Raw genomic sequence first — 22,628 nt, forward strand, 5'->3', positions numbered from 1 at the left:
AACCAGGTCATTCTAATGCACCGTTCGGTCGGCACATTGACACCAGTCGGTCGGTCTGATGTACAGTTCGGTCGTTCGAATGCCCTGGTGCTCCGGCCGAGGTCCGAGCGGCCCGCGTACGCGATGCACCTCGCAAGCAAGGAACGGAAAACCCGCCCATGCCCGTCTTCCGCCTCGACCCCGCCGTCGCGGACGGCTTCCCCGACGCCCGGATCGCCTTGGTGACCGCCGATGGCCTGCGCGGCCACGAGCCCTGGCCCGCCACCGCCACCGCCTTGGCCGCGCTGGAGGACCAGCTCGCCGACGGCACCTGGTCCCCCGCCGACGAGACCGACCCCCGGATCGAGTCCTGGCACACCGCCTACCGGTCCTTCGGCACCAATCCCCGCCGCATCCGGCCCAGCGTCGACGCGCTCGGCCGCCGCCTCGCCAAGAAGGGGACGTTGCCGCGCATCAACCCGGCCGTCGACTCCTACAACGCCGTCTCGGTCCGCCACGGACTCCCGGCAGGCGCCTTCGACCTGGACCACGTCACCGGTGATGCCGTCATCCGCCACGCGGACGGAACCGAGTCGTTCACGCCGCTCGGCGAACCCGACACCGTCGAGCACCCCAAGCCCGGCGAGATCATCTACGCGGACACCACCGGAGTGCTGACCCGCCACTGGAACCACCGCGACGCCCACCGCACCCGCGTCACCGAGGACTCCAAGCACGTCGTCTTCGTCCTGGAGACCCTCGATGCGCCCCGGGACGGCCACCTCCTGGACGCCGCGGCGGAGGAGTTGCGGAGCTTGCTCGCGCCGCACGCCGAACTGACCGCCGTGCACCACATCAGCCCGGCACAACCGCAGCTCACCGTTTGAGTGCTTGCCTGAAGCACTCGCTTTGCGTGGCGGCGCCGGTGGCGGAACCTCAGCGCCCGCCTGGACTGCGGGTGCCAACCCTTCTGTATGCCAGCGAGCGCCTGGTCAGCGGACCACTCGGCGGAGCCAGATGGCCAGGAGTTCGACGAGCATCACCACGGCGAAGGTCAGGACGAGAACCGTTGTGACCACGCCGAATTCGAGCACTCGCGAGGCGTTGAGCAGGTAGTAGCCGATGCCGCCCGCGCCGACCAGGCCCAGCAGCGTCGCCGAGCGCAGGTTGGTGTCCAGCTGGTAGAGGACGTGGCCGACGAAGGCCGGGGCCGCCTGCGGGACGGTCGCGGCGAAGAACACCTGGAGCCGGGTCGCACCGGCCGCGCGCAGCGCCTGTTCCTTGCCGCGGTCCACCTCCTCCAGGGAGTCGGCCACGAGCTTGCCGAGCAGACCGACGGATCCGACGCCGAGCGCGAGAGCTCCCGCCACCCCGCCGAGGCCCGTGATCACCACGAACACGATGGCCAGCACCAGTTCCGGGACTCCGCGGACGGCCAGGACCACGCCCCGGAAGAACTTCGCGACCGCCGGGTTCGGGGCCACGTTGTTCGCCGCCAGCGCGCCCACCGGCAGCGCGAGCACCGCGCCGATCAGGGTTGCCGCCAGCGCGATCTGGATGGTGACCAGGAGTTCGGCCAGCAGCTCGGCGAGGACGCCGCCGGTTTCCGGCGGCCAGAACAGCGCCAGCGTCGGGCCGAAGTCGGTGATGGCGCGCTGGAACTGGTCGAACGAGATGTCCGCGCCCCAGATCGAGGCGGCCACGACCAGCGCGGTCAGCAGCCAGTACCCGCTGCGCCGCACCCGCGCGGGAGTCCACGGTGGACTGATGGGTCGTGAGGGCGAAAGCCGGTTGGAACCGGTTTTGCCGCTCACGACCCCTTCTTCGCGCGGAGCAGGCACCTGCACCCGCCGCCGGAGCGGGCTCCGGCGTTCCTCCCGCACGCCGAGGAGGCCGCGGCGGATCGCGCCGGACACCACCTCGACCAGCACGCACAGCAGGAACACCACCGACGCCAACGCCATGCCGCGCTGGTAGTCGAGGGTGCGCAGGGCATCGGAGATCGCCTGGCCGAGACCGCCGACGCCGACGAAGCCGAGCACCACCGATACCCGCAGGTTGATGTCCAGCCGGTGCAGCGAAGTCGCCACGAACGACGGCATCACCTGCGGCAGGACCCCGCCGACCAGCTGCTGCAACCGGGTTCCGCCCGCCGCGCGGATCGCGGTGCGCGGGCCCTCGTCGATCTGCTCGATGGCGTCGGCGTAGAGCTTTCCGATCATGCCGATGGAGTGCAGGCCCATCGCCAGCACACCGGTCAGGCCGCCGAAGCCGAACATCCGGAAGAACACGATGGCCAGCACGACGTCCGGGATCGCCCGCGCCACCACGATGATCACGCGAGCACCGAGCCTGCTGGTGCCGCCCAGCGAGGTGTTGCGCGCGGCGAGCACCGCCACCGGCGCGCTGATCAGCGAAGCGAGCAGGGTCGCGCAGACCACGATCGCCAGCGTCTGGCCGCACAGCGCCAGCAGTTCGCCGAGCGGCGGGAAGTCCAGCGGCACGGTGCGGGCGGCGAAGTCGACCGCGTTGGCCGCGCCGTCGACGAAGGTCGCGACGTTGAGCCGCAGCGAGACGAACGCCCAGATCGCCGCGCCCAGCAGGGCGAGCACGACGACGGCAGCGGCGGATCCCGCCGGCGTGGGGCGGGCGAGCGTGCGCCGCGGCTGCTCTGCCGTGATGGTCAAGGTGTCACCCCACCGCTGCGAGGTCGGCCGAACCGACCTTGGCGTAGATCGACATCGCCGCGTCCCGGTCCAGGCCCTCCACCGGGGTGTCCAGCACGACCCGGCCGGAGCGCAGCCCGATGATCCGGTGGCCCCAGCTCAGCGCCAGGTCCACCTGGTGCAGGCTGCACAGCACGGTCAGCCCGTCCTCCCGGCCGATCTCGGCGATCAGGTTCATCACCTGCGCCGCCGAGTCGGGGTCGAGCGAGGCGACCGGCTCGTCGGCGAGCAGGACCTCCGGCTTCTGCAGCAGCGCCCGCGCCACCGCGACGCGCTGCTGCTGCCCACCTGAGAGCGTGTCCGCCCGCTGCATGGCCTGGTCGACCAGCCCGACCCGCTCCAGCTGCTCCATCGCGGCGAACCGCACGCGCTTGGGGTAGCTGAACAGCCCGAGCCGCGGGCCGCGCAGGCTGCCGAGCGCGCCGGTGCACACGTTCTCCAGCACGGTCAGCGAACCGACCAGGTGGAACTGCTGGAACACGAACCCGACCCGGCGCCGCAGCGCGCGCAGACCGGATCCGCGCAGCGCACCGACGTCCTCGCCGAGCACCCGCACGGTGCCGGAGGTGGCGCGCTGCAACCCGTCCACGTGCCGCAGCAGCGTCGACTTGCCCGATCCGGACAGGCCGAGCAGCACGGCCACCTCACCGGGCTCCACGTCGAGGGAGATCTCGTCGAGCGCCCGCACGTCGCCGAAGGACTTGGCGACCCGGTCGAAGCTGATCACTGGCATTGCTTGTCCCTGGTGGTCGCGCAGACTTCGCGGATGCCGTCGTAGAAGGAGTCCTCGACCGGCTTGAACCCGTACCCGTCGACGTCGCCGATCTTGCACTCCCCGCTGCAGAACCCGTTCTCGCGCAGGTAGTCGCTGTTGGCCTTGTCCCGCAGCGCGGCGGTGAGCTTGTCCTTGACCGCGGGGTCGAGGCTGTCGGAGAGGGCGACCGGGTCGCCGGGGATCGTCGCCGACTTCCACACCGTGCTGAGCTGCCCGGGCTTGAGCTGGCCCTTCTCGATCAGCTGGCGGTCGACCATGCTGTCGTAGGCGAAACCGGCGTCGCAGTCGCCCTTGGCCACCGCGATCGCCGAAGCGTCGTGCCCACCGGCGAAGATCGCCTGCACGTCGGTGTCCGGGTTGATGCCCTCCTTCAGCAGCCCGGCCTTCGGGTACAGGTAGCCCGAGGTCGAGGTTGGGTCGACGAAGCAGACCTTCTTGCCGCGGAAGTCGGCCAGCGAGCGGATCCCGGTATCCGGGCGGGTGATGGCGTAGGAGGTGTAGCCGGGCTCGCCGCCCTGCTCCTCGACCTGGCCGGCGACGGCGGTGGCCGCCACGCCCTTCTGCTTGGCCAGCACGTAGGAGAACGGCCCGTACTTCGCGATGTCGATCTTGCCGGCGCGCTGGCCCTCGATGATCGCGGCGTAGTCGGTGGCCTTCTGGAAGGTGATCTTCTTGCCGGTCTCCTTCGCGAGCATGTCCAGCACCGGCTGGAAGTCCTGCTGCAGGCTGGCGGATTCCTCCGACGGGACGGCGGCGAACACCAGCTCGTCGCGGTCACCGCCGCTCTGCTGCGCGGCGCTGGGACCGCATCCCGCGAGCAAGCTCAAGGCGGCCAGACCGACGAGGGCTCTGCTGATCCGTTTCACGACTGATCATCCTTTGTGGACAGGAGGGCGGGGAGGTCTCGGACGGATTCGATGACGTGGGTGGCACCGGCGCCGGTGAGCGCGTCGCGCTCGTGCGCGCCGGTGAGGACGCCGGCCACGACGGACGCCCCGGCGCGGAGCCCGGACTGGACGTCGTAGACGGTGTCGCCGGCGGTGGCGACCTCGCGCACGTCGTCGATGCCCAGTCGCAGCAAGGCGGTGAGCACCATGTCCGGGTGGGGACGGCCGCGGCCCGCCTGGGCCGGGGTGAGGGTGAGGTCGGTCAGGTCCTCCCAGCCCAGCGCGGCCAGGATCTGGCGCTGGGTGGTCTCGGAGAACCCGGTGGTCAGCGCGACCTTCACGCCGCTGTCGCGGAGCTGCCGGATCGCGTCCTCGGCGCCGTCGACCGGTCGGCACTCGCCGTCGGCGACGCGTGCGGCGTAGGCGCGCTCGAAAGCCTTGTTCGCTTGCTGCGCAAGGGATTCGTCGCCGTCGAAGAGGTACCGGAAGACGGTGATCTTCGATTCGCCCATGGTGCGGCGGACGTGGTCGAGCATGGCCGGGTCCTCTGCGACGCCGATGTCGGCGATGGCCTGGGTGAACGCCCGCTCCACCAGGCCGTCGTCGGCGACCGTGGTTCCGGCCATGTCCAGCACTGCCAGCTTGATCATGCTTCGACCTCCTGCCAGGTGTCGGCGGCGATGGCGGGCGAACAGGTCATGCCGCGGCCGCCGGGTCCGGTCACCAGCCAGACACCGGGCAGCACCTGCTCGCGGTGCACGGGCAGCGACTTGTCCGCGGTCTGCGCGTAAACCCCGGCCCAGCGGCGCAGGATGCGCGGCAGCGGACGGCCGAGCAGCTCCTCGGCGCGCTGCCGCAGGTGCTCGTAGGGGTCTTCGTGCACGTCGAAGGGGAATGGGTCTTCGTACTCGTGGGTGTCGCCGATGGTCAGCCCGCCGTGCAGTCGCTGGACCAGCAGCAGCTGCATGCCGTTGTCCGCCGCGACCGCCGGCTGCGGTTCGGCGGCGTTGAGGGCGTCCAGCTTCTCGCCCTGGTAGCCGGGGTAGTAGCGCATGCTGTCGCCGTCGGCCAGCGACGTGGTCAGCTGCTCGTCGAGCGGCTCGGTCTGCATCATCTGCAGGCGCACCCGGCGCACCGGCAGCTCCGGGCGGAGCTCCTTGACCAGACCGCTCAGCGCGGCACCGGTGCAGAGCACCACCAGGTCGCCTTCGTGGCGCTGGCCGGTGTCGTCGCGCACCCAGCCCTCGCCGACGTCGCGGACCTCGCGGCCGGGCAACCAGGTGTAGCGGCCGGTCTTCGCCATGTGCGCACGCAGCGCGGGCTGCGCCGTCCGCGACTCGACGGCACCGTCCTGCTCGCACCAGAGCGCGCCGAGCATTTCGCCGCGCAACGCGGGATTCAGCGCCCGGGCCTCAGCGGCGTCGAGGAGCTTCGTGCCGCGCTCGGCGGCGTCCGGGCGGGCGACGAACTCCTCCGCAACCGCCATCTCACCGGGCGTGCGGAGCACGGTCAGCGAACCGTTGCCCCGGAAACCGAGGTCCGGCACGTCCGCGGCGATCCGCTCCCAGTCCCGCCTGGCGCGCATCGCCACCTCGAGGTCGTGGCCGGGCTCCCGGCCGCTGACCCAGATCAGCCCGAAGTTCCGGACCGAAGCACCACGCGCCTCGGCTTCCCGTTCCAGGTGGACAACTTCGTGGCCCCGCTCGAGGGCCCGCAACGCGTGCATGCTGCCCAGCACGCCGCCGCCAACAATCAGAACTCGCACGCCGCACACGCTCGCCGCCGCCCGCGAACCGCCAGTGGAGCCCGACCGAACCCCAGGTGAACAACCACCGAAGGACTAGATCAGTTATCGTTCTGTTACTTTTTGCTCCGCGTCGCCCAGCGGTGATCAGTCGCGGAGGCGGGTGATGAAGCTGAAGCGGTCGCCGCGGAAGAGGGAGCGGACGCGCTCGATCGGTTCGCCTTCCGGCGTCCACGACCGGCGGTGCAGCAAGATCATCGGGGTCGCCGGGTTGGTGCCGATCAGCAGCGCTTCGCGCGGCGTCGCCAGCACCGTCTCGATGCGCTCCTCGGCTTCGCCGAAGGTCACGCCGAGCTTCTCCTGCAGGAACGCGTACAGCGAGCCCGTCGGGTCGAACTCCCCCAGGAGTTCCGGAAACCGGCGCTTGGGCAGGTAGCTGGACTCCAGTCCGACGCGCTCGCCGTCGGCGAGCAGCACGCGCTCCAGGTGCACGACCTCGTCACCGGGCTCCACCCCGAGATCCGCCGCCAGTTGTGCGTCGGCGGGCCGGGATTCGATGTCGATGACCGACCGGCCGGGCTCCAAACCCTGCTTGCGAACGCTCTCGGTGTAGCTGGCCAGCGCCAGCGGCTGCACGAGCTTCGGCGGCGCGACGACGGTCCGGCTCCCCTGCCGCCGCATCAGCCGGCCCTCCAGCATCAGCTCGGTGACCGCCTGCCGCAGCGTCACCCGCGACACCTCGAACCGCTCGGCGAGCTCCCGCTCGCTCGGCAGCGCGGAGCCCTCGCCGAGCTCCTCGAGCAGGTCGAGGAGCTCGATCTTCACCGCGTAGTACCGCGGAATCCGGCCGTGCTCGGGAATCCCGGCGCGAACCGGCTGATCCGCCCGGTGTTCGATGCGCACGAACCAACCCTACTGCGCCGAATCCCCCGACATCCCCACCGCGAAACCCCGCCCACTCCCCTCAGCCCCGCCGGGGGACGCAAATTCAATGGAAATCGGAGGTCCAATTTCCATTGAAATTGCGGAAGTTCTCCACAGGTAGGACGACTTGTCCACAGGTGTCGGCGTGTCGGGGTCCAGGGGGCGGGGTCCCGACACGCCGGGGTCCCGACACGCCCGGGTGTGCAGTTTCAATTGAAACTGTAAAACCCAGGCACGGCGGATCACAGTTTCAATTGAAACTGCGGGTGGGGACGGGACCGGTCAGCCGAAGACTCCGCCTTTGATCGTCATTGCGACGGCGAGGATCACGACGCCGAAACCGCTGTAGAGCAGGACGTCCACGGCGCGGCTGCGGATCGCCAGCAGGCCCACCCGGTCCGGCGAGATCACCGCGCGCAGAACCGCCGCGACCAGCATCGCCAGGGCGAGCAGGACCGCGCCGCGGCGCCAGTGCTGCATCGCCACCAGCAGGAATCCGACCAGTGCGATGAGCAGCACGAGGCCGAACGGCACGTGCATCGACAGGCGCGACTTTCCGCCGAACTGCTCGCTCACGTTCCTCCTGTCGGGTCCGGGCTTCGTGAGCGGCGACGGTGGCTCCCACCACCACCGCCGCTCACGAGGAGGCTCAGCGCTCGGCGGCCTCGACGACGTTGGTCAGCAGCATCGCGCGCGTCATCGGGCCGACGCCGCCGGGGTTCGGCGAGATGAAGCCGGCGACCTCCGCGACGTCCGGGTGCACGTCGCCGGACAGCCCGTCCTCGGTGCGGGTCACGCCGACGTCTAGCACCGCCGCGCCCGGCTTGACCATGTCCGGCGTGATCAGGTTCGGCTTGCCCGCCGCCGCGATCACCACGTCCGCGCGGCTCACCTCGGAGGCGAGGTCCTTGGTCCCGGTGTGGCACAGCGTGACGGTGGCGTTCTCGCTGCGCCGGGTGAGCAGCAGCCCGATCGGGCGGCCGACGGTGATGCCGCGGCCGACGACCGCGACCCGCGCACCGTCGAGCGGCACGTCGTAGCGGCGCAGCAACTCGATGATGCCGCGCGGCGTGCACGGCAGCGGCGCCTCCTCGCCCAGCACCAGGCGGCCGAGGCTGATCGGGTGCAGCCCGTCGGCGTCCTTCTCCGGCGCGATGCGCTCCAGCAGCGGACCGGCGTCGAGGTGCTTGGGCAGCGGCAGCTGGACGATGTAGCCGGTGCAGGCCGGGTCGGCGTTGAGCTCGTCGAGCACCGCTTCGACCTCGGCCTGGCTGACGTCAGCGGGCAGGTCCTTGCGGATCGACTTGATGCCGACCTTGGCGCAGTCGTTGTGCTTGGCGCGCACGTAGGACTGCGAACCGGGGTCGTCGCCGACCAGCACGGTGGCCAGTCCGGGGGCCCTGCCCTGCTCGGCGAGCCGGGCGACCCTGGGCCGCAGCTCGTCGAAGATCGCTTCCTTGGTGGCCTTGCCGTCCAGAATCGTCGCGCTCACGGCTGTTCATCGTGGCAGACGTCGCACACCCCGTCCCGCCCGGTCCGGCATTGCCGCCACGCCCACGGCCACCAGCGTGAGCAGCACGCCGACCACCGTCGACGTCGCGATCCCCTCCGCGGTGGCCGGGGCGAACACGTCCAGCAGCAGCGCCCCGATCAGCTGGCCGGAGATCATGCCGAGGCTGAGCATCAGCACCCCGGTGTAGCGGACCAGCGCGACCGAGCCGCCGATCACGAAGATCCCGAGGAAACCACCGGTGTAGAGCCAGCCCTCGGCGGGGAACTCGGGCAGGCCGCGGACCAGCACCTCGACCGCGAAGGCCAGGGCCAGCGCCGTCATCCCGACCCCGAAGTTGACCATCGAGGCGAACACCGCCGAATCGGCCGCCTGCTTCATCCGGCCGTTGACCGCCGCCTGCCAGCCCAAGCCGATCCCGGCCAGCGCGGGTAGCAGCACCAGCCAGCTCGCGTGCGCACCGCCCAGCTGCGCGGACACCGAGACCAGCACGGCCACCACGGCGAGCGCAGCACCGAGCAGCCGGGTCGCGGTCACGTGCTGCGGCCCGGCCGGGCCCAGACCGAGGCGGTCCACCACCAGTCCGCTGCTCACCTGCCCGGCCACCACCGCGACCGTGAACATCGCGACGCCCAGCGCCGTGGCGGCCATGCCCTGGGTGAACACCAGGTACCCGCCGCACACCCCGCCGAGGCACTGCCATGACCGCAGGCCGTCCGGCTCGCGCAACGCCGCGGCCAGGTTCTTGAAGCCGCGGCGAGCGCGCGGGATCACCAGCGAACCGGCGAGCAGCACGACGAACCCGCAGCAGAACGAGATCAGCCCGGCGGCGATCCCGTCGTCCATCCGGGCCCCGAGCGTGCCGTTGATCCGGGCCTGGATCGCCAGCAGCACACCCACGCCAGCCGCACCGACCATGCCGAGCACGCGCTGGCGGACTTTCGGACCGGAAGGTTTCACTGGCGAAAGAGTCACGTGACCGCACTCTCCTCCGCCTCCCGCGCGACGCGCGACGCCCTGGCGTTGTGAGATGCGACAAGTCCGGCGGCCAGCAGGGCCAGCCCCGCGGCCGCCGCAGCTGCCGCCGCCGGACCGGCCAGGTCGAGCATCATCCCGGACAGCGGTGCGGCCAGCGCTCCGCCGAACATGGTCGCGCTGGCCATCCAACCGAACGCCTCGTTGCGCCGCTCCGGCGGCGCGATGTCGGCCAGGCGCCCGTTGCTGGCGGCCAGCGTCGGGGCCACCGCCGTCCCGCCTATCAGCAGGATCGCCCCGACCAGCAGCGGCGAACCCGGTTCGACGATCGGCGGCAGCACCGGGATCAGCGCGACCAGGCCGAGCGCGGCCAGCGACGCCCGCAGCCAGAGCCGGGGACGTCGCGCCGAACCGCCGAGCACCAGCCCGCCGAGCAGCGAACCGACCGCCCACACCATCGCCAGCACGCCGGCCAGCTCCGGCTCACCGCGTTCGCGCGCCCACCCGACCAGCACCAGGTCCATCGAGATCAACCCGCCGACCAGGAAGGCGAAGAAACCGAGCAACGAGACGAAACCGGGCGTGCGGAACAGGGATCCGGACTTTCGCCCGCTCTGTCCTCTTCCTCCCAGACCTTCGGTGAAACCCGCGCGCCACAGCGCAACGGCGAACAGCACCGCACCGGCGGCCGCCCACGCGGCGCAGGCGGACATCGCCACCACCGGACCCCAGATCGCCACCACGAACGCGGCGAGCATCGGCGCCATCACGAACAGCAGCTCCTGCAGCGTCGCCTCCACCGCGAACGCGGCCTCCCGCGCCGGACCGTCCGCCAGCAGCGGCCAGATCCCCCGTCCGATCTGGGTGATCGGCGGGTGCGACAGCCCGGTGCCCAGCGCCACCGGGAGGATCAGCCACCAGTGCGCCGGATCGACCCAGCTGGTCACGGCGATGATGGCGACCATCCCGAGCCCGGAACCCAGGCCGGTCACCACCAGCAGCCGAGGCGGTGAGCTGCGGTCCGCCGCCCGCCCGCGCAGCGGCCCGGCGATGGCCTGCCCGACCGTGATCGTCGCGCCGATCACGCCGCCGATCGCGTAAGAACCGGTCCAGTCGACGGCCAGGAACGCCAGCACCATCCCCAGCGCCGGCATGTGCAGGCGTCCCAGCAGGGCGAAGAACATCAGGTTCGGGGCGTGCGGCACCGCCGCCAGAAGTCGGTAAGGACGCAGCACGTCGTCCACTGTCTCTTCTGGCACGGGTGTACCGCTACCGAATTTCACCGACCGCTGACCGCCGACGACGCACCGCTGAACCAATCCACCTGGTGGTGTGATGTTCATCCGGACGAGAAACCGGCAGGCTCTCGTGACGAGATCACCGCACGCGGTGACATGGATCTTGAACGCGCGCACGTGTCCTGGATCAACGGAACCGAAGTCATACACAGCGCACATGTCACGGCCCGCGTCGAGTAGCGTCTTGGCGGGGTGGAGTCGGGTTGCCTCGTCGAGAGGGGGAGGATGTCACCCATGTCGCGTCCGACAGCGATCAGTCCGGAAGAACAGGAGCAGATCGCCCGCAAGATCGGTGTTCTGCTGTTACAAGGGGCTCCTGAGGACTGGCAGGAGATCACGGTGGAGTACCGCGCCACCGGCGAGTACCACGACCTGCTGGGTGAGGTGACCGCGCAGGACGGCAGTTCCCGGTCGCTGGAGCCTCCGGTAGAGCTGCGGGAGATCTTCGAGAGCCTGCGCGAGGGCATGTACCGGCCGGACGTCGGTACCTGGCTGAGCGCGCTGTACGTGGTCGAGCGCCCGTCCAGCTACCGCATCGACATCAACTTCGACACCGAGCCCGGCTGGCAGCGCCCGCTGCCGCGGGCGGCCTACGTCGACGAACTGCGCCGCTACCCGCGCGCCGAGGAGAACATCCCGGACTGGATGCGGGACCGGATCGACGGTACCGGTCCGGTGGCCGAGGCCCCGGTCAACGGCGCGCCGGTCGCCCAGTCGCCGGTGGCCGAGCCCCCGACCGCCGAGCAGGACGCCGTGGAGCCGCACGACGTCGAGCCGCCGGTCGCCGAGCCGTCCGCCGCCCAGTCGTCCGTCACCGAGCAGGCCCCCGCCCCGGAGCCCGAGGTCGACGAGCCGACCGGGTTCCAGGTGGCCAACGCCTTCGACGACTTCGACGAGCAGGGCCGCCCGGTCGTCGCCGACCGCGAGCCGGTCCCGGCCGAGGAAACCGCCCGGCTGCGCCAGTACCTGGAGAACGCGCCGGTCGTGCTCGCCTCCCGCGAGGACGAGGAGGACCAGCTCGACCCGGAGCGCCCCGCCGTCGTGCCGGGCACCTGGCACACCGACGGCACCTGGCTGTGGCCGGGCGCGATCGCGTTCTACCTGGCCCAGTACGGCGTGCCGCCGGAGCCCGAGCTCGTCGCGCACGTCCGCCGCCGCGGCTTCCAGCTGACCGAGGTCGACGACGCCACCCGCGACGCCGCGGTCAGCGAGCTCATCGACCAGCCGGCCGACTCCGACGACGAGCCGGCGGACTTCGACGACGAGCCGCAGAGCTCCGCCGTCGAGGTCCCCGAGGTCGCCGACGCGGAGCCGGTGATCGCCGACGAGACCCCGAGCTACGCCGACGAAGCGCAGGACTTCGACGACGAGCCGCGCGGTTTCACCGAGCCGGACGCCGCAGAGGCCCCTGCCCCCGCAGTCGTCGAGGACGACGAGGTCGAGCAGACCGGCGGATCGCGGCACGTGCTGGACGACGAGGAAGAGCTGCCCGACACCGAGTCCGTGCTGGGCAAGCTGCACGACCGGCTCACCGAGTTCCAGGTGGACGGCAGCAGCTACCGGATCGGCAGCATCAGCGAGAACGCCCGGTGCCTGGTCCAGGAGGGCCCGGACTGGATCGTCACCGCCGAGCAGGGCGAGGACGTCCGGTTCGCCCGGGTCGACCACGCCGCGGCCTACCTGCTCGGCAGCCTGCTCCTGGAGGAGCCGGCCGCCGACGCCCCGCAGGTGGCCGAGCAGGCGGAAGCGGACCTGTCCGATGACGAGTCCGACCTCCCGCAGCGCACTCCCGAAGCGGACCTGCCGCAGCGGACGCCGGAGGCCGGTCTGCCGCAGCGTCCGGAGCCGGAACTGCCGCAGCGCACCCCGGAACCGAGCCTGCCGCAGCGCACGCCGGAATCTGGTCTGCCCCAGCGCACGCCCGACCTCCCGCAGCGGGCCGCCGAATCCGACCTGCCCCAGCGGGCACCGGAATCGGACCTGCCCCAGCGGGCACCGGAATCGGACCTGCCGCAGCGCACGCCGGAGGCCGGTCTGCCGCAGCGCACGCCGGGCGACGCCCTGCCGCAGTCGCAGCGGGCACCGGAGCCGGAGCTGCCCCAGCGCGCGCCGGAACCGTCGGCCGCCAACCCGCTGTTCACCGCGAACCAGGAGCCGCCCGCTCAGCCCGAGCCGCCGGTTCAGCCGGAAGCGGCCCCGCCCGCGGCGCAGCCGAACGAGGAGGCGACCCGCCTCCAGCAGGCACCGCAGCTGGACCGCCCCGCAGCCGCGGGTCCGCCGTCCCCGCCGGTCGGCCAGCCCGTCCAGCAGCCGCCGGTCGGTGGACCGGGTGCACCACCGCCGCTGCCCAAGCGCCAGCCGCGTCAGGGCGGAAACCCCGCGCCGCAGGGTGCTCCGGGCCCGGTCGGTGGCGCGGAACGCCGTCCCGGCCCCGGTGGCCCGGGCATGGCCGGTCCGCACCGGCAGGGTCCGCCGCCCGGACCGCCGCGTCCGCCGCAGGGCGGTGGCCAGCAGCCAGGCGGCCAGGCAGGCCCGCCGGGTGGCCAGCAGATCCAGCCGCTCAACGGCGAACCGCCGCTGACGCTGTACCGCGACCGGCGCGTGATCATGCTCCAGCCCGGTACCGAGCTGGACCGCTTCGGCGAGCCGAACGGCAACGTGGTCTACGCGATGCGCACGCCGTACACGCACCGCTCGCTCCCGCCGCAGTGGTCGAACCGCTCGTACTTCGCCTACCGCATCCAGCGCCCGATCCAGGCGATGCGCGGCACGGCGGTCCCGTGGTTCGAGCAGCCGGGCGGTGGCACGGCGTTCGTGCTCCCGGCGTCGATCAGCGAACTCCTCGCGGACGGCACCCTGGCGGAGATGCCCGCCACGGAACGCCCGCCCATGGAGTAACCGCAACCGAGCAGCGAGGGGCACCCGCGATTTCCGCGGGTGCCCCTCGTGCTTTTCCGGCCCCGCCTCGAAAACGGCGCTACCGCAGCAGAACCCGACCGCGCGGGCGGAAAACGATGGCTTCGCGCGCGGTTCGACGTCACGATGGGCACGTGCTGATCGATCACTTCCCGCTCGTCGGGCTCAAGCTGACGACGCCGCGCCTCGAAGTGCGTCTGCCTTCGCCCGACGAACTCGGCGAGCTGGCGGAGCTGGCCGGCAACGGCGTCCACGACCCGGACCTCATGCCGTTCACCGAGGCGTGGACGGACGGCACGCCCGACCAGGTCGCGCTGAACGTCATCCAGCACTACTGGCGGCATCTCGGCAGCTGGACTCCGCAGCACTGGTCGCTGAACCTCACCGTGTTCCACGACGGAGCCGTCGTCGGCCAGCAGAGCATCGGCGCCCGGGACCTGGCCATCACCCGCGAGGTGAGCACCGGCTCCTGGCTCGGGCAGCGCTACCAGGGCCGCGGGATCGGCACCGAGATGCGCGCCGCCGTGCTGCACTTGGCTTTCGCCTGCCTCGACGCCGAAGAAGCCGTCTCCTCAGCGATCGAGCACAACGTCGCTTCCCGAGCTGTCTCCCGGAAACTCGGCTACCAACCCGATGGCAGCCACCGCGAGGCCGTCCGCGGAGACCTGGCGGTCGTGCACCGGCTGCGGCTGACCCGCGCGGATTGGGAACGGCACCGCACCGTCCCGGTCGAGGTCGAAGGGCTCACACCCTGCCTCCCCCTGCTCGGGGTCGACGTGCCGTAGCCGTCCCCTGGTCAGAGCCAGTCGTGTTCGCGGGCGTAGCGGGCTGCTTCGTGGCGGGTTTGGGTCTGGGTCTTCTGCATCGCGTTGGAGAGGTAGTTGCGGACCGTGCCCGGTGCGAGATGGAGCTGGGTGGCGATGTCGGCCGCGGAGTAGCCCTCGCCGGTCGCGCGCAGCACGTCGAGCTCCCGGTCGGTGAGCGGGCAGTCGTCGACGAGAGCGAGTGCGGAGACGTCCGGGTCGATCCAGCGCTTGCCCTCGTGCAGGACACCGATCACCGAGGTGATGTGCGCTGGTTCGGCGGACTTGCTGACGAAGCCTTGGACGCCGAGCTTGAGGGCCTTGCGGAGCACACCGGGTTTGGCGTGCCGGGTCAGCATGAGGATGACCTGGTCCGGGTGGGTGCGGCGGATCTCCGCGACGGCGCCGAGTCCGTCCACACCGGGCATCTCCAGGTCGATGACGAGCACGTCGGGCCGGTGCCGCAGGGTGGCCTCGACGGCCTCCGCGCCGTTCTCCGCTTCGGCGAGCACCGCGATGTCGCCTTCGAGCGGGAGCAGCGCGGCCATCGCCTTGCGGAGGAGCGCTTCGTCGTCGGCGAGCACCACGGTCGTCATCGGTCTGCCTCCGCTCGTCGGTTCGGGAACGCCGCTGCTGTCCGGAATTCGCCATCGTGCTGGTCGACCGACAGCTCACCACCCTCCGCGGCGACGCGTTGGGCGAGCGCTGCCAATCCCCTGAGTTCGGTCACCGGAGCGCGCTGGGCGCCGTCGTTGACGATGCTGATGCTCGACGCCGACAGCGTTATCCGCACCTGGGTCGCCTGGGCGTGCCGCAAGATGTTGGTGGTCGTCTCGCGGAGGACCTGGCCGAGCAGTTCGCCCACGCGCTGGTCCACGTCGGCCTCCCGGTCGACGCGCACGTCGATGCCGGCCGCTTCGAAGAGGTTCCGCGCGTTCTCCAGCTCGGCGGAGAGGTTCAGCCGCCGCTGCGCGTAGGCGAGTTCCTTGGTCTGGGTGATGGTTTCGCTGACCAGGTCGTGTATCTCGCGCAGTTCCTGCTCGGCCCGTTCGACGTCGCTGCCCACCAGCTTCTGCGCGAGCGCTGCCTTCAGCTTCACCACGTGGAGGGTGTGCCCCTGGATGTCGTGCAGATCGCCGGCGAAGCGGACGCGTTCGCGGATGACGGCCAGCTCCGCTTCCCGCTCCCGCGCCTCCTCCAGCTCCGCGACGATGTCGTAGAACCGCTTGTTGGGGAACATCAACCCGACCAGCACCACGGTGACCCCGGTGGGGATCAGGACGTACCGGATCAGGACTTCCGGCGCCTCCTGGTGCGAGACGAGCAGCCTCGCCGCGCCCACCGCGGCGACGTAGCCCGCCAGCACCACGGCCGCCCAACCCCGCCAGCGCGACAGCCGGGGGACGACGAGCGCACCCACGAAGGAGATGCCGAAGAACGCCATCCGCCCGTCACCCACCAGCGCCCCGAAGGCCCAGACGGCAGCCGTGGTGGCCACGGTGGCGGGTGCGACGCGCAGGAGGTCGTCGGCCGCCCACCGGACGAACGCCACCAAGGTCGCCACCACACCGGCGGCCAAAACGGCGGCCTCCCACCAGTTCCGGGCGTCGAAGGCGACCGTCACCGCACCGACGACGGCCAGCACCGGACCGAACATCGTGAGGTTCGTCTTGCGGAGCTGCACCCTCGCCCGCGTTCGACGTGCGTGTTGCCGCATCAGCCTCGCCCGCGATCAGCGGCGTCGGGCAGCGGTCTGGTGTTCACGAGTGCTTCTCCGGAGTCGCACGGCGGGTTCGTTCAACACTATTGCTCCGATCGCGCGGCGAGCACCAGTGACACAGCGTCATGCCTTCCCGCCAGGAATGTCACGGCGGGTTCCTGACGCGGCGGCACTGGGCGCGGCGGCCCCGGGCCGCTGGAATCGGAGTCATCGACATCCGAGCTCACCGTCGCTGGGAATCCGCTGCCGCGACAGCACTCCCAGAGATGTCCATTGTGGAGCTGCTCAGAGGAGAGCTGATGCGCAAACCCGCGTTGACCGTCCTCGCCGCCGCGGTGGTGGCGACCCTGACCCCGATCTCAGCGTCGGCGACTTCCGGCCGGCTCGACTGGGGCGCGTGCCCCGAGGACGTCACCAAGCCCGGCCTGGAGTGCGCCACGCTCGACGTTCCGCTGGACTACCGCGATCCCGGCGGTCAGACGATCACGATCGCGATCTCCCGCCTGGCCAGCACCAACCCGGAGAAGCGCCGCGGCGTGCTGCTGACGAACAGCGGCGGTCCGGGCGGGTCCGGGCTGGACTTCCCGGCCGCCCTGCGCGACCTGGGGATGCCGCAGGACGTGCTGGACAGCTACGACGTGATCGGGATGGACCCGCGCGGGGTCGGGCGCAGCACGCCGGTGACCTGCGACCTGACGCTCGCCGAGCAACCGACCAACATCCCGATGTACGCCCGAAACCCCGCCGCCGTCGAGGAGGAGGCCGAGCGGGTGGCAGCGGTCGCGGAGAAGTGCGGATCGTCGCCGACGGCGCCGCTGCTGCCGCACATCACCACCGCCAACACCGCTCGCGACATGGACCGGGTCCGCGAGGCGCTGGGCGAGCCGGCGGTGTCCTACTTCGGCATCTCCTACGGCACCTACCTCGGGTCGGTCTACACCGCGATGTTCCCGCAGCGCAGCGACCGGTTCCTGATCGACAGCGCGACCGGCCCCGACGGCTGGGACTCGGAGTTCTCGAGGTCGTTCGGGCAGGGCTTCGAGGACAGGTTCCCGGACTTCGCGGAGTTCGCCGCGGCCAACCCCGAGTACGGCCTCGGCGAGACCCCGGAGCAGGTGGCGGCGAAGTACTTCGAGCTCGCCGCCCGGCTCGACGAGACTCCGAGCCCGGACGGCTACAACGGCCAGGCGTTCCGCTTCGCCACCTTCGCCGCCCTCTACTACGACCGGGAGCTGCCGCGGCTGGCCGAGACCTGGCATGCCCTCGACACCGGCACTCCGGTACCGGCGCCCGATTCCAGCGCCGTCGCTGCTGCTGCACCCGCGGACAACTACCAGGCCAGCCAACTGCACGTGATCTGCAACGACTCCGACTGGCCGGAGGACGTCCGGACCTACCAGCGCAACGTCGAGGTCGACCGGTTCCGCCACCCGATGTTCGGCGCGGCGGGCGCCAACATCACGCCGTGCGCGTTCTGGCCGTCCGAGCCGGTCGAACCGCAGGTGGAGATCACCGACGAGGGCCCGTCGAACGTGCTGATCATCCAGAACCTCCGCGACCCGGCGACACCGCTGGCCGGTGCCCGGAAGCTGCGGGAGGCGTTCGGCGACCGGGCCCGGATGGTGACGGCCGATCAGGGCGGCCACCTGGCCTACCTGTTCCTGGACGACCAGTGCGTCCACCGCATCGCGACGAACTTCCTGGTCAACGGCGAGCGTCCGGGACACGACCTCGCCTGCGGGAAGCCCTGAGCCCAGGGCCGGCGCAGGAGCACGAGCTCGGGGGTCTCGTGCTCCTGCGCACTTCTAATCCTTGCGGCCCGTCGCCGCGATGGAGACTCCGAGCCCGATCATCGCGAGTCCGCCGACACCGCCGACCGTGGCGAGCCGCCGCGGCGAGCTGGCGAACCAGTTCCGCGCGGTGGCGGCGGCGATCCCCCACACCGTGTCGCAGAACAGCGCGAGGGCGTTGAAGATCAGGCCGAGCAGCAGCATCTGCACCGCGACGTGGCCCTGATCGCGGTCCACGAACTGGGGCAGCACGGCGGCGAAGAACACCATCGTCTTGGGGTTGGCCACGCCGACCGCGAAGCCCTCCCACAACGTGCGCAGGCCACCGCGCTCAGGCCCACCTCCGGTGAACGCAGCCTGCAACGCCTTGCGCTGCCGGATCGCCTTGATGCCCAGGTACACCAGGTACGCGGCGCCCACCAGCTTGAGGACCGTGAACACCAAGGCCGAACGCTCCACGACCGCCCCGATCCCGAACGCCACGGCGATGACGAGCACGTAGCACCCGAGCGTGTTGCCCACGACCGTGGTGAGCGCGGCGCGGCGGCCCTGGGCCAGGGCCCGTCCGACGACGAACAGCACGCTCGGACCGGGGATCACTATCAGCAGCAACGACATCGCGACGAACGCGAGCAATCGATCGGCGGAGACCATTCCACCATGCAACCACGGGTCCGCCTCCAGCTGAAGCGGTTTTCCGGCGCGCTGATCAGCGGAAACGGCCCGTTCTCAGTCGATGCGGAGGCCGTGGGCCGCAGCGAAGGCGATGGCGAGCATGGTGTCGACGCGGGCTCCCTTGAGGTTCGCCTGGACCAGGGCGTCCGCGTCGATGCGGGCTTCGCGGAGGTCCGACTCGGCCAGGCGGGCGCCGAGGAGGCGAGCACCGGTGAGGTCGGCTTCGCGGAGGTCGCAGCGGCGCAGGTCGCACTCGACCAAGTTGGCTTCGCGGAAGCGGATTCCGCGCAGGTCCAGACCTCGCAGGTCGGCCCGGCCCATGCCGACCAGCGTCAGGTCCGTCTCGCGCAGCTGCCACGCGCGCAGCCGGCAGTCCACGAAGCTCGACCCCAGCAGGCTGCACCCGTCCAAAGTGGACTTGCCGAACACGGTGCGCTCGAACTTGCAGGAGCGGAACGCGGTGGCGAAGTGGCGCGAGCCGTTGAGGTCCGTCCCGGTGAAGACGCAGTCGGTGAACACGCAGTTCCGGGTGTTCAGACCGGTCAGGTCGGCGTCGCTGAAGTCGCAGCCCTCGAAGGAGCGCCCCTCCCACTCCTGGTCCGTCAGCACCGCGTCCTGGAAGTCCTCACCCACCACTTCAGTCATCGGCCCAGCCTGCCACGCCCGCCCGACAGGGCCGTTTCCCGCTCCGGCCGCGATCACCCGATGAGGGTCAGGGCACCACGACCACGGGGCGGACCGCCTCGACCACCAGCGTCGCGGGCACCGTGCCCAGCAGGCCGCCGCGGCGCCGGGAGCGGCCCACCACGATCAGGTCCGCCCGGTACTGCTCGGCGACCTGCTCCAGGCCCACCGCCGGGTCGCCGCGGTGGTGCACGAAGTCCCAGTCGATGTCCACCCACTTCAGGTGCGACACGACCTCCTTCTTCAACTCCTCCACCAGGCTCTCGGCCGCCTCGCTGGCGACCGCGACGCCCATCGGCGACCAGTAGGCGACGCCGCCCACCGCCTCGACGTAGACCAGGACCAGGCGGGCGCGCTCGCGCCGCGCCAGGCCGGCGGCCCAGGCCGCGGCGTGGAAGCTCGCCGGGCTGCCGTCCATGCCCACGACGATGCCGCCCAGACCGTCCTTGCCGATCTCGAATTCCCGCTCGGTGTTGTCGCTGTCGCCTTCGGCCACGCGGAGATGGTAGTGGGCGCGGCCCGGGACGTTCGACGCATGCGACACACTCGAAACGTGGAAAGCGCTCACACCCCCTCCGACCTCGAACGTCGCGCGCTCGACGCGGTGGACCTCGACGGTGTCCTGAACGACCTGCGCGAACTCGTCGCCATCCCCAGCGTGGGCGGCACCAGCGGCGAGCACGACGCCCAGCAGTGGTGCGCCGACCGGCTGGGCGCGCTCGGGCACCAGGTGGACCACTGGCGCATCGACGTCCGCGAGCTCGCCGAGCAGGACGGCTTCCCCGGACAGGAAGCCGAGCGCGACGTCGCCTACGGCTGCGTCGGCGTGCGCGGTGATGGCCCGGAGCCCGCGCTGATCTTCTGCGGGCACACCGACGTCGTACCGCCCGGCGACCTCGACCGCTGGCCCGACCGCGACCCGTACGCGCTGCGCGTCCACGACGGCATCGCCGCCGGCCGGGGCACCTGCGACATGAAGGGCGGGCTGGCCGCGATCTTCGGCGCGCTCCAGGCCCTGCGCACGGCCGGGATCGAACTCGCCCGCCCCGTGGCGGTGCACACCGTCGTCGGCGAGGAGGACGGCGGGCTCGGCGCGTTCGCCACGCTGCGGCGCGGGCATCGCGGAGCGGCATGCGTGCTGGCCGAGCCGAGCTCGGGCACGATCGTGGCGGCCAACGGCGGGTCCCTCACGTTCCGCCTCGAGATCGCTGGTCAGAGCACGCACGGTTCCACCCGCTACCGGGGCGTGAACGCGCTGGACAAGCTCGCCGACCTGCTGCCGGCGCTGCGCGAGCTGGAAGCCCGCCGCAACGCGGACCCCGACCCGCTGGTCGCCCACCTGGAAGTGCCGTACCCGCTGTCCGTCGGCATGGCGCGGGTCGGCGACTGGGCCAGCACGGTGCCGGACCTGGCGATCGCCGAAGGCCGCTACGGCGTCCGGATCGGCGAGTCGGTCGAGTCCGCGAAGGCCGAGTTCACCGACGCCATCGCACGGGCCTGCGCCGCCGATCCCTGGCTGGCCGAGCACCCGGTCCAGGTCAGCTGGCCCGGCGGGATCTTCGCCAGCGGACGGCTGCCCGAGGGCCACGAACTGCTCGGCCAGACCCAGGACGCGGCAGCCGCGGCCGGGGCTCCCCGCCCGACGGCACTGGGTGCGCCGTACGGCACGGACCTGCGGCTCTACTCGGGCGCCGGAATCCCGACGCTCCAGTACGGCCCCGGCGACATCCGCTACGCCCACGCCCACGACGAGCACGTCGCGATCGAGGAGCTGGAGCAGGCCACCCGCGCCTACGCCCTGCTGGCGATCCGCCGCTGCGGCATCGCCTGACTCACGACGCCTTCTTGAAGACCTCGAACACCGCCAGGTAGTTCTCGTCCCGGTGGCCCGCGTCGAGCGCCTGCTCGGCGATCGACGCCAGGTGCCGGGCCTGATCAGCGTGCACGCCCTGCTCCACGCAGGTCCGCACGATGTGTTCGAGCGCGTTCAAGTTCATCTGCATGGTGCCGAGATCACCCGGGTAGCGGGCCGCGTCCAGATCGGCTGCCTGCGCGAGGAGAGTCGAGTCCACCACGGTCGGCATGAACCAGTTGATGGCGAGGTCTGCGAACTCGACCGCCGGGACGTTCGCCGAACCCACCAGGGCGGCGGCGTGCATGAAGCCGTTCATGGTCGCGTACATCATGCCGAGCAGCGCCGTGTTGTGCAGCACCGCCAGCCCCGGGTCGGCGCCGAGGAAACGCGGCGCCCCCATGCTCGCCAGCGTTTCCCGGTGTTCGCTGAAGACTTCTTCCGAACCGCTGTACAGGAAGGCGGAATCGGGGTGCCCGACGAGCGGCGGCGGCACCATGATCGCGCCGTCGAGGTACGCCACACCGTTCTTGGCGGCCCAGCCGGCTGCTGTGATGGCCTCGCTCGGCGTTCCGGAGTTCAGGTTGACCAGGACCCGCCCAGGCAGGACATCAGCGGCGGAGCCGAGAACTCCGTACATGGTCTCGTAGTCCTTGAGACAGATGATCACGACGGGACTCGCCGACACCGCCTCCGCGACGCTCTCCACGCGATGGGCTCCCTTGGTGACGACGCCGTCCGCCTTCGCCGGAGTGCGGTTCCAGACCGTTGTCGGGTGGCCGCGATCCAGGAGTGCTTCGGCGAGCGCGAGGCCCATCGGGCCGAGTCCGACGACAGTGACCGGTGCGTTGTGCGGAACTGCTCCTCGCTGATTCGTCATGCGGGCTAGGCTCCGGTGTCACATCGATGTGAGAGTCAACCCGGAGTGGCGGTCATCACGTGCGCATGGGGGAGTTCTCCCGGCTGACCGGGGTCAGCCAACGCCTTCTTCGCTACTACGAAGAGCAGGGACTGCTCGCGCCCTCGCGGCTGCCGAGCGGGTACCGCGAGTACTCGGAAGCGGACGTCGCCACGGTGCGGGGCATCCGAATGCTGCTCGCAGCAGGGCTCGGCACCGCCACCATCGCCGAGCTGCTGCCGTGCATGGCCGATGACGGAAGTTCCCTGGCCCCGGCCTGTTCCGGCATGCTGCCGGACCTGAACCGGGAGCGCGAACGGCTCGACGCAGCGGTGGCCGACCTGCTGGCCGCGCGCGACGCGCTGGACGACATCATCGCCGCCACGGAGTCGACCGGCGTCGCCGATCCGGAAGCCTGTGCCGCGCTCGGCGTCCCGAAGTGATCGGTCGAAATCGGCGCGGCTGAACGAGA

Annotated in this window: 22 protein-coding genes; 6 read left to right on the top strand and 16 right to left on the bottom strand. The window is 71.1% G+C overall.

Annotation, left to right across the window (positions count from 1 at the left end):
- Positions 1-158 precede the first annotated feature (158 nt).
- Complete coding sequence (locus OU415_RS10555; protein ID WP_270948453.1) at positions 159-866, top strand: B3/B4 domain-containing protein; 708 nt, start codon at positions 159-161, stop codon at positions 864-866.
- A 105-nt stretch (positions 867-971) separates the two neighbouring features.
- On the opposite strand, the gene phnE is transcribed toward OU415_RS10555, so the two are convergent.
- From phnE to OU415_RS10605, 10 genes are all read right to left on the bottom strand, one after another.
- Positions 972-2,666 carry a phosphonate ABC transporter, permease protein PhnE gene (gene phnE, locus OU415_RS10560; protein ID WP_270948454.1) on the bottom strand — a complete coding sequence of 565 codons (1,695 nt, stop codon included), beginning with the start codon at positions 2,664-2,666 and terminating at the stop codon, positions 972-974.
- Positions 2,667-2,670: 4 nt separating this feature from the next.
- Positions 2,671-3,438 (bottom strand): phosphonate ABC transporter ATP-binding protein, encoded by a 768-nt coding sequence (phnC, locus tag OU415_RS10565; RefSeq protein WP_270948455.1) that lies wholly within the window; start codon positions 3,436-3,438, stop codon positions 2,671-2,673.
- Entirely contained in the window at positions 3,429-4,346 is a 918-nt protein-coding gene (gene phnD / locus OU415_RS10570) for a phosphate/phosphite/phosphonate ABC transporter substrate-binding protein (protein ID WP_270948456.1), read from the bottom strand. The genes phnC and phnD overlap by 10 nt, the downstream gene beginning before the upstream one ends.
- Positions 4,343-5,017, bottom strand: coding sequence for a phosphonatase-like hydrolase (locus OU415_RS10575; protein WP_270948457.1), 675 nt, complete (start codon positions 5,015-5,017; stop codon positions 4,343-4,345). Before OU415_RS10575 ends, phnD begins: the two co-directional genes overlap by 4 nt.
- Entirely contained in the window at positions 5,014-6,132 is a 1,119-nt protein-coding gene (locus tag OU415_RS10580; RefSeq protein WP_270948458.1) for a TIGR03364 family FAD-dependent oxidoreductase, read from the bottom strand. Before OU415_RS10580 ends, OU415_RS10575 begins: the two co-directional genes overlap by 4 nt.
- 126 nt (positions 6,133-6,258) lie before the next feature.
- Positions 6,259-7,014, bottom strand: coding sequence for a GntR family transcriptional regulator (locus OU415_RS10585; RefSeq protein WP_270948459.1), 756 nt, complete (start codon positions 7,012-7,014; stop codon positions 6,259-6,261).
- Positions 7,015-7,317: 303 nt separating this feature from the next.
- A complete protein-coding gene (locus OU415_RS10590) occupies positions 7,318-7,611 on the bottom strand; it encodes a DUF3017 domain-containing protein (RefSeq protein WP_270948460.1) in 294 nt (97 codons plus the stop codon).
- Between the two features lie 73 nt (positions 7,612-7,684).
- Entirely contained in the window at positions 7,685-8,527 is an 843-nt protein-coding gene (locus OU415_RS10595) for a bifunctional methylenetetrahydrofolate dehydrogenase/methenyltetrahydrofolate cyclohydrolase (protein WP_270948461.1), read from the bottom strand.
- A gap of 6 nt (positions 8,528-8,533) precedes the next feature.
- Entirely contained in the window at positions 8,534-9,505 is a 972-nt protein-coding gene (locus OU415_RS10600) for a DMT family transporter (protein WP_270948462.1), read from the bottom strand.
- Positions 9,506-9,516: 11 nt separating this feature from the next.
- The gene (locus tag OU415_RS10605) at positions 9,517-10,779 is read right to left on the bottom strand and encodes an MFS transporter (protein ID WP_270948463.1); all 1,263 of its coding nucleotides are present in this window, start codon (positions 10,777-10,779) and stop codon (positions 9,517-9,519) included.
- A 273-nt stretch (positions 10,780-11,052) separates the two neighbouring features.
- Between OU415_RS10605 and OU415_RS10610 the strand changes: the two genes are divergently transcribed.
- Together OU415_RS10610 and OU415_RS10615 are read left to right on the top strand one after the other, a co-directional pair.
- Positions 11,053-13,716: a glycohydrolase toxin TNT-related protein gene (locus OU415_RS10610; RefSeq protein ID WP_270948464.1), complete on the top strand. Its 2,664-nt coding sequence runs from the start codon at positions 11,053-11,055 to the stop codon at positions 13,714-13,716.
- A gap of 152 nt (positions 13,717-13,868) precedes the next feature.
- On the top strand, positions 13,869-14,519 hold the full coding sequence (locus tag OU415_RS10615) for a GNAT family N-acetyltransferase (protein WP_270948465.1): 651 nt from the start codon (positions 13,869-13,871) through the stop codon (positions 14,517-14,519).
- An 11-nt stretch (positions 14,520-14,530) separates the two neighbouring features.
- On the opposite strand, the gene OU415_RS10620 is transcribed toward OU415_RS10615, so the two are convergent.
- Both OU415_RS10620 and OU415_RS10625 read right to left on the bottom strand, forming a co-directional pair.
- Positions 14,531-15,133 (bottom strand): response regulator transcription factor, encoded by a 603-nt coding sequence (locus OU415_RS10620; protein ID WP_270948466.1) that lies wholly within the window; start codon positions 15,131-15,133, stop codon positions 14,531-14,533.
- Positions 15,130-16,194 (bottom strand): sensor histidine kinase, encoded by a 1,065-nt coding sequence (locus OU415_RS10625; protein WP_270948467.1) that lies wholly within the window; start codon positions 16,192-16,194, stop codon positions 15,130-15,132. Before OU415_RS10625 ends, OU415_RS10620 begins: the two co-directional genes overlap by 4 nt.
- Before the next feature lie 329 nt (positions 16,195-16,523).
- Here OU415_RS10625 and OU415_RS10630 point away from each other — a divergent pair, with 329 nt between their 5' ends.
- Positions 16,524-18,008, top strand: coding sequence for an alpha/beta hydrolase (locus OU415_RS10630; RefSeq protein WP_270948468.1), 1,485 nt, complete (start codon positions 16,524-16,526; stop codon positions 18,006-18,008).
- A gap of 54 nt (positions 18,009-18,062) precedes the next feature.
- Here the strand turns inward: OU415_RS10630 and OU415_RS10635 are convergent, their stop codons facing one another.
- The 3 genes from OU415_RS10635 to OU415_RS10645 all read right to left on the bottom strand — a co-directional run bounded on the left by OU415_RS10635 (position 18,063) and on the right by OU415_RS10645 (position 19,902).
- Complete coding sequence (locus OU415_RS10635) at positions 18,063-18,701, bottom strand: LysE family translocator (protein ID WP_270948469.1); 639 nt, start codon at positions 18,699-18,701, stop codon at positions 18,063-18,065.
- Positions 18,702-18,776: 75 nt separating this feature from the next.
- On the bottom strand, positions 18,777-19,367 hold the full coding sequence (locus OU415_RS10640) for a pentapeptide repeat-containing protein (protein WP_270948470.1): 591 nt from the start codon (positions 19,365-19,367) through the stop codon (positions 18,777-18,779).
- A gap of 67 nt (positions 19,368-19,434) precedes the next feature.
- Positions 19,435-19,902, bottom strand: a complete 468-nt coding sequence (locus OU415_RS10645) for a universal stress protein (protein WP_270948471.1) — start codon at positions 19,900-19,902, stop codon at positions 19,435-19,437.
- A gap of 57 nt (positions 19,903-19,959) precedes the next feature.
- Here OU415_RS10645 and OU415_RS10650 point away from each other — a divergent pair, with 57 nt between their 5' ends.
- Positions 19,960-21,237 carry an ArgE/DapE family deacylase gene (locus OU415_RS10650; RefSeq protein ID WP_270948472.1) on the top strand — a complete coding sequence of 426 codons (1,278 nt, stop codon included), beginning with the start codon at positions 19,960-19,962 and terminating at the stop codon, positions 21,235-21,237.
- A gap of 1 nt (position 21,238) precedes the next feature.
- Here the strand turns inward: OU415_RS10650 and OU415_RS10655 are convergent, their stop codons facing one another.
- Positions 21,239-22,138, bottom strand: coding sequence for an NAD(P)-dependent oxidoreductase (locus OU415_RS10655; protein WP_270948473.1), 900 nt, complete (start codon positions 22,136-22,138; stop codon positions 21,239-21,241).
- A 65-nt stretch (positions 22,139-22,203) separates the two neighbouring features.
- On the opposite strand from OU415_RS10655, the gene OU415_RS10660 reads away from it, so the two are divergent.
- Positions 22,204-22,599 (top strand): MerR family transcriptional regulator, encoded by a 396-nt coding sequence (locus OU415_RS10660; RefSeq protein WP_333777483.1) that lies wholly within the window; start codon positions 22,204-22,206, stop codon positions 22,597-22,599.
- Positions 22,600-22,628: the final 29 nt, after the last annotated feature.

Source organism: Saccharopolyspora oryzae, assembly GCF_027853915.1.
In the GTDB taxonomy this organism is placed as follows: Bacteria; Actinomycetota; Actinomycetes; order Mycobacteriales; family Pseudonocardiaceae; genus Saccharopolyspora; species Saccharopolyspora oryzae.

Excerpts from the sequence above, each read along its gene's own strand:
- phnC (WP_270948455.1), bottom strand. The coding sequence starts at position 3,438 with ATGCCAGTGATCAGCTTCGACCGGGTCGCCAAGTCCTTCGGCGACGTG.
- OU415_RS10625 (WP_270948467.1), bottom strand. The coding sequence starts at position 16,194 with ATGTTCGGTCCGGTGCTGGCCGTCGTCGGTGCGGTGACGGTCGCCTTC.
- OU415_RS10635 (WP_270948469.1), bottom strand. The coding sequence starts at position 18,701 with ATGGTCTCCGCCGATCGATTGCTCGCGTTCGTCGCGATGTCGTTGCTG.
- OU415_RS10630 (WP_270948468.1), top strand. The coding sequence starts at position 16,524 with ATGTCCATTGTGGAGCTGCTCAGAGGAGAGCTGATGCGCAAACCCGCG.
- OU415_RS10555 (WP_270948453.1), top strand. The coding sequence starts at position 159 with ATGCCCGTCTTCCGCCTCGACCCCGCCGTCGCGGACGGCTTCCCCGAC.
- OU415_RS10640 (WP_270948470.1), bottom strand. The coding sequence starts at position 19,367 with ATGACTGAAGTGGTGGGTGAGGACTTCCAGGACGCGGTGCTGACGGAC.
- OU415_RS10620 (WP_270948466.1), bottom strand. The coding sequence starts at position 15,133 with ATGACGACCGTGGTGCTCGCCGACGACGAAGCGCTCCTCCGCAAGGCG.
- OU415_RS10660 (WP_333777483.1), top strand. The coding sequence starts at position 22,204 with ATGGGGGAGTTCTCCCGGCTGACCGGGGTCAGCCAACGCCTTCTTCGC.
- OU415_RS10655 (WP_270948473.1), bottom strand. The coding sequence starts at position 22,138 with ATGACGAATCAGCGAGGAGCAGTTCCGCACAACGCACCGGTCACTGTC.
- OU415_RS10610 (WP_270948464.1), top strand. The coding sequence starts at position 11,053 with ATGTCGCGTCCGACAGCGATCAGTCCGGAAGAACAGGAGCAGATCGCC.
- OU415_RS10575 (WP_270948457.1), bottom strand. The coding sequence starts at position 5,017 with ATGATCAAGCTGGCAGTGCTGGACATGGCCGGAACCACGGTCGCCGAC.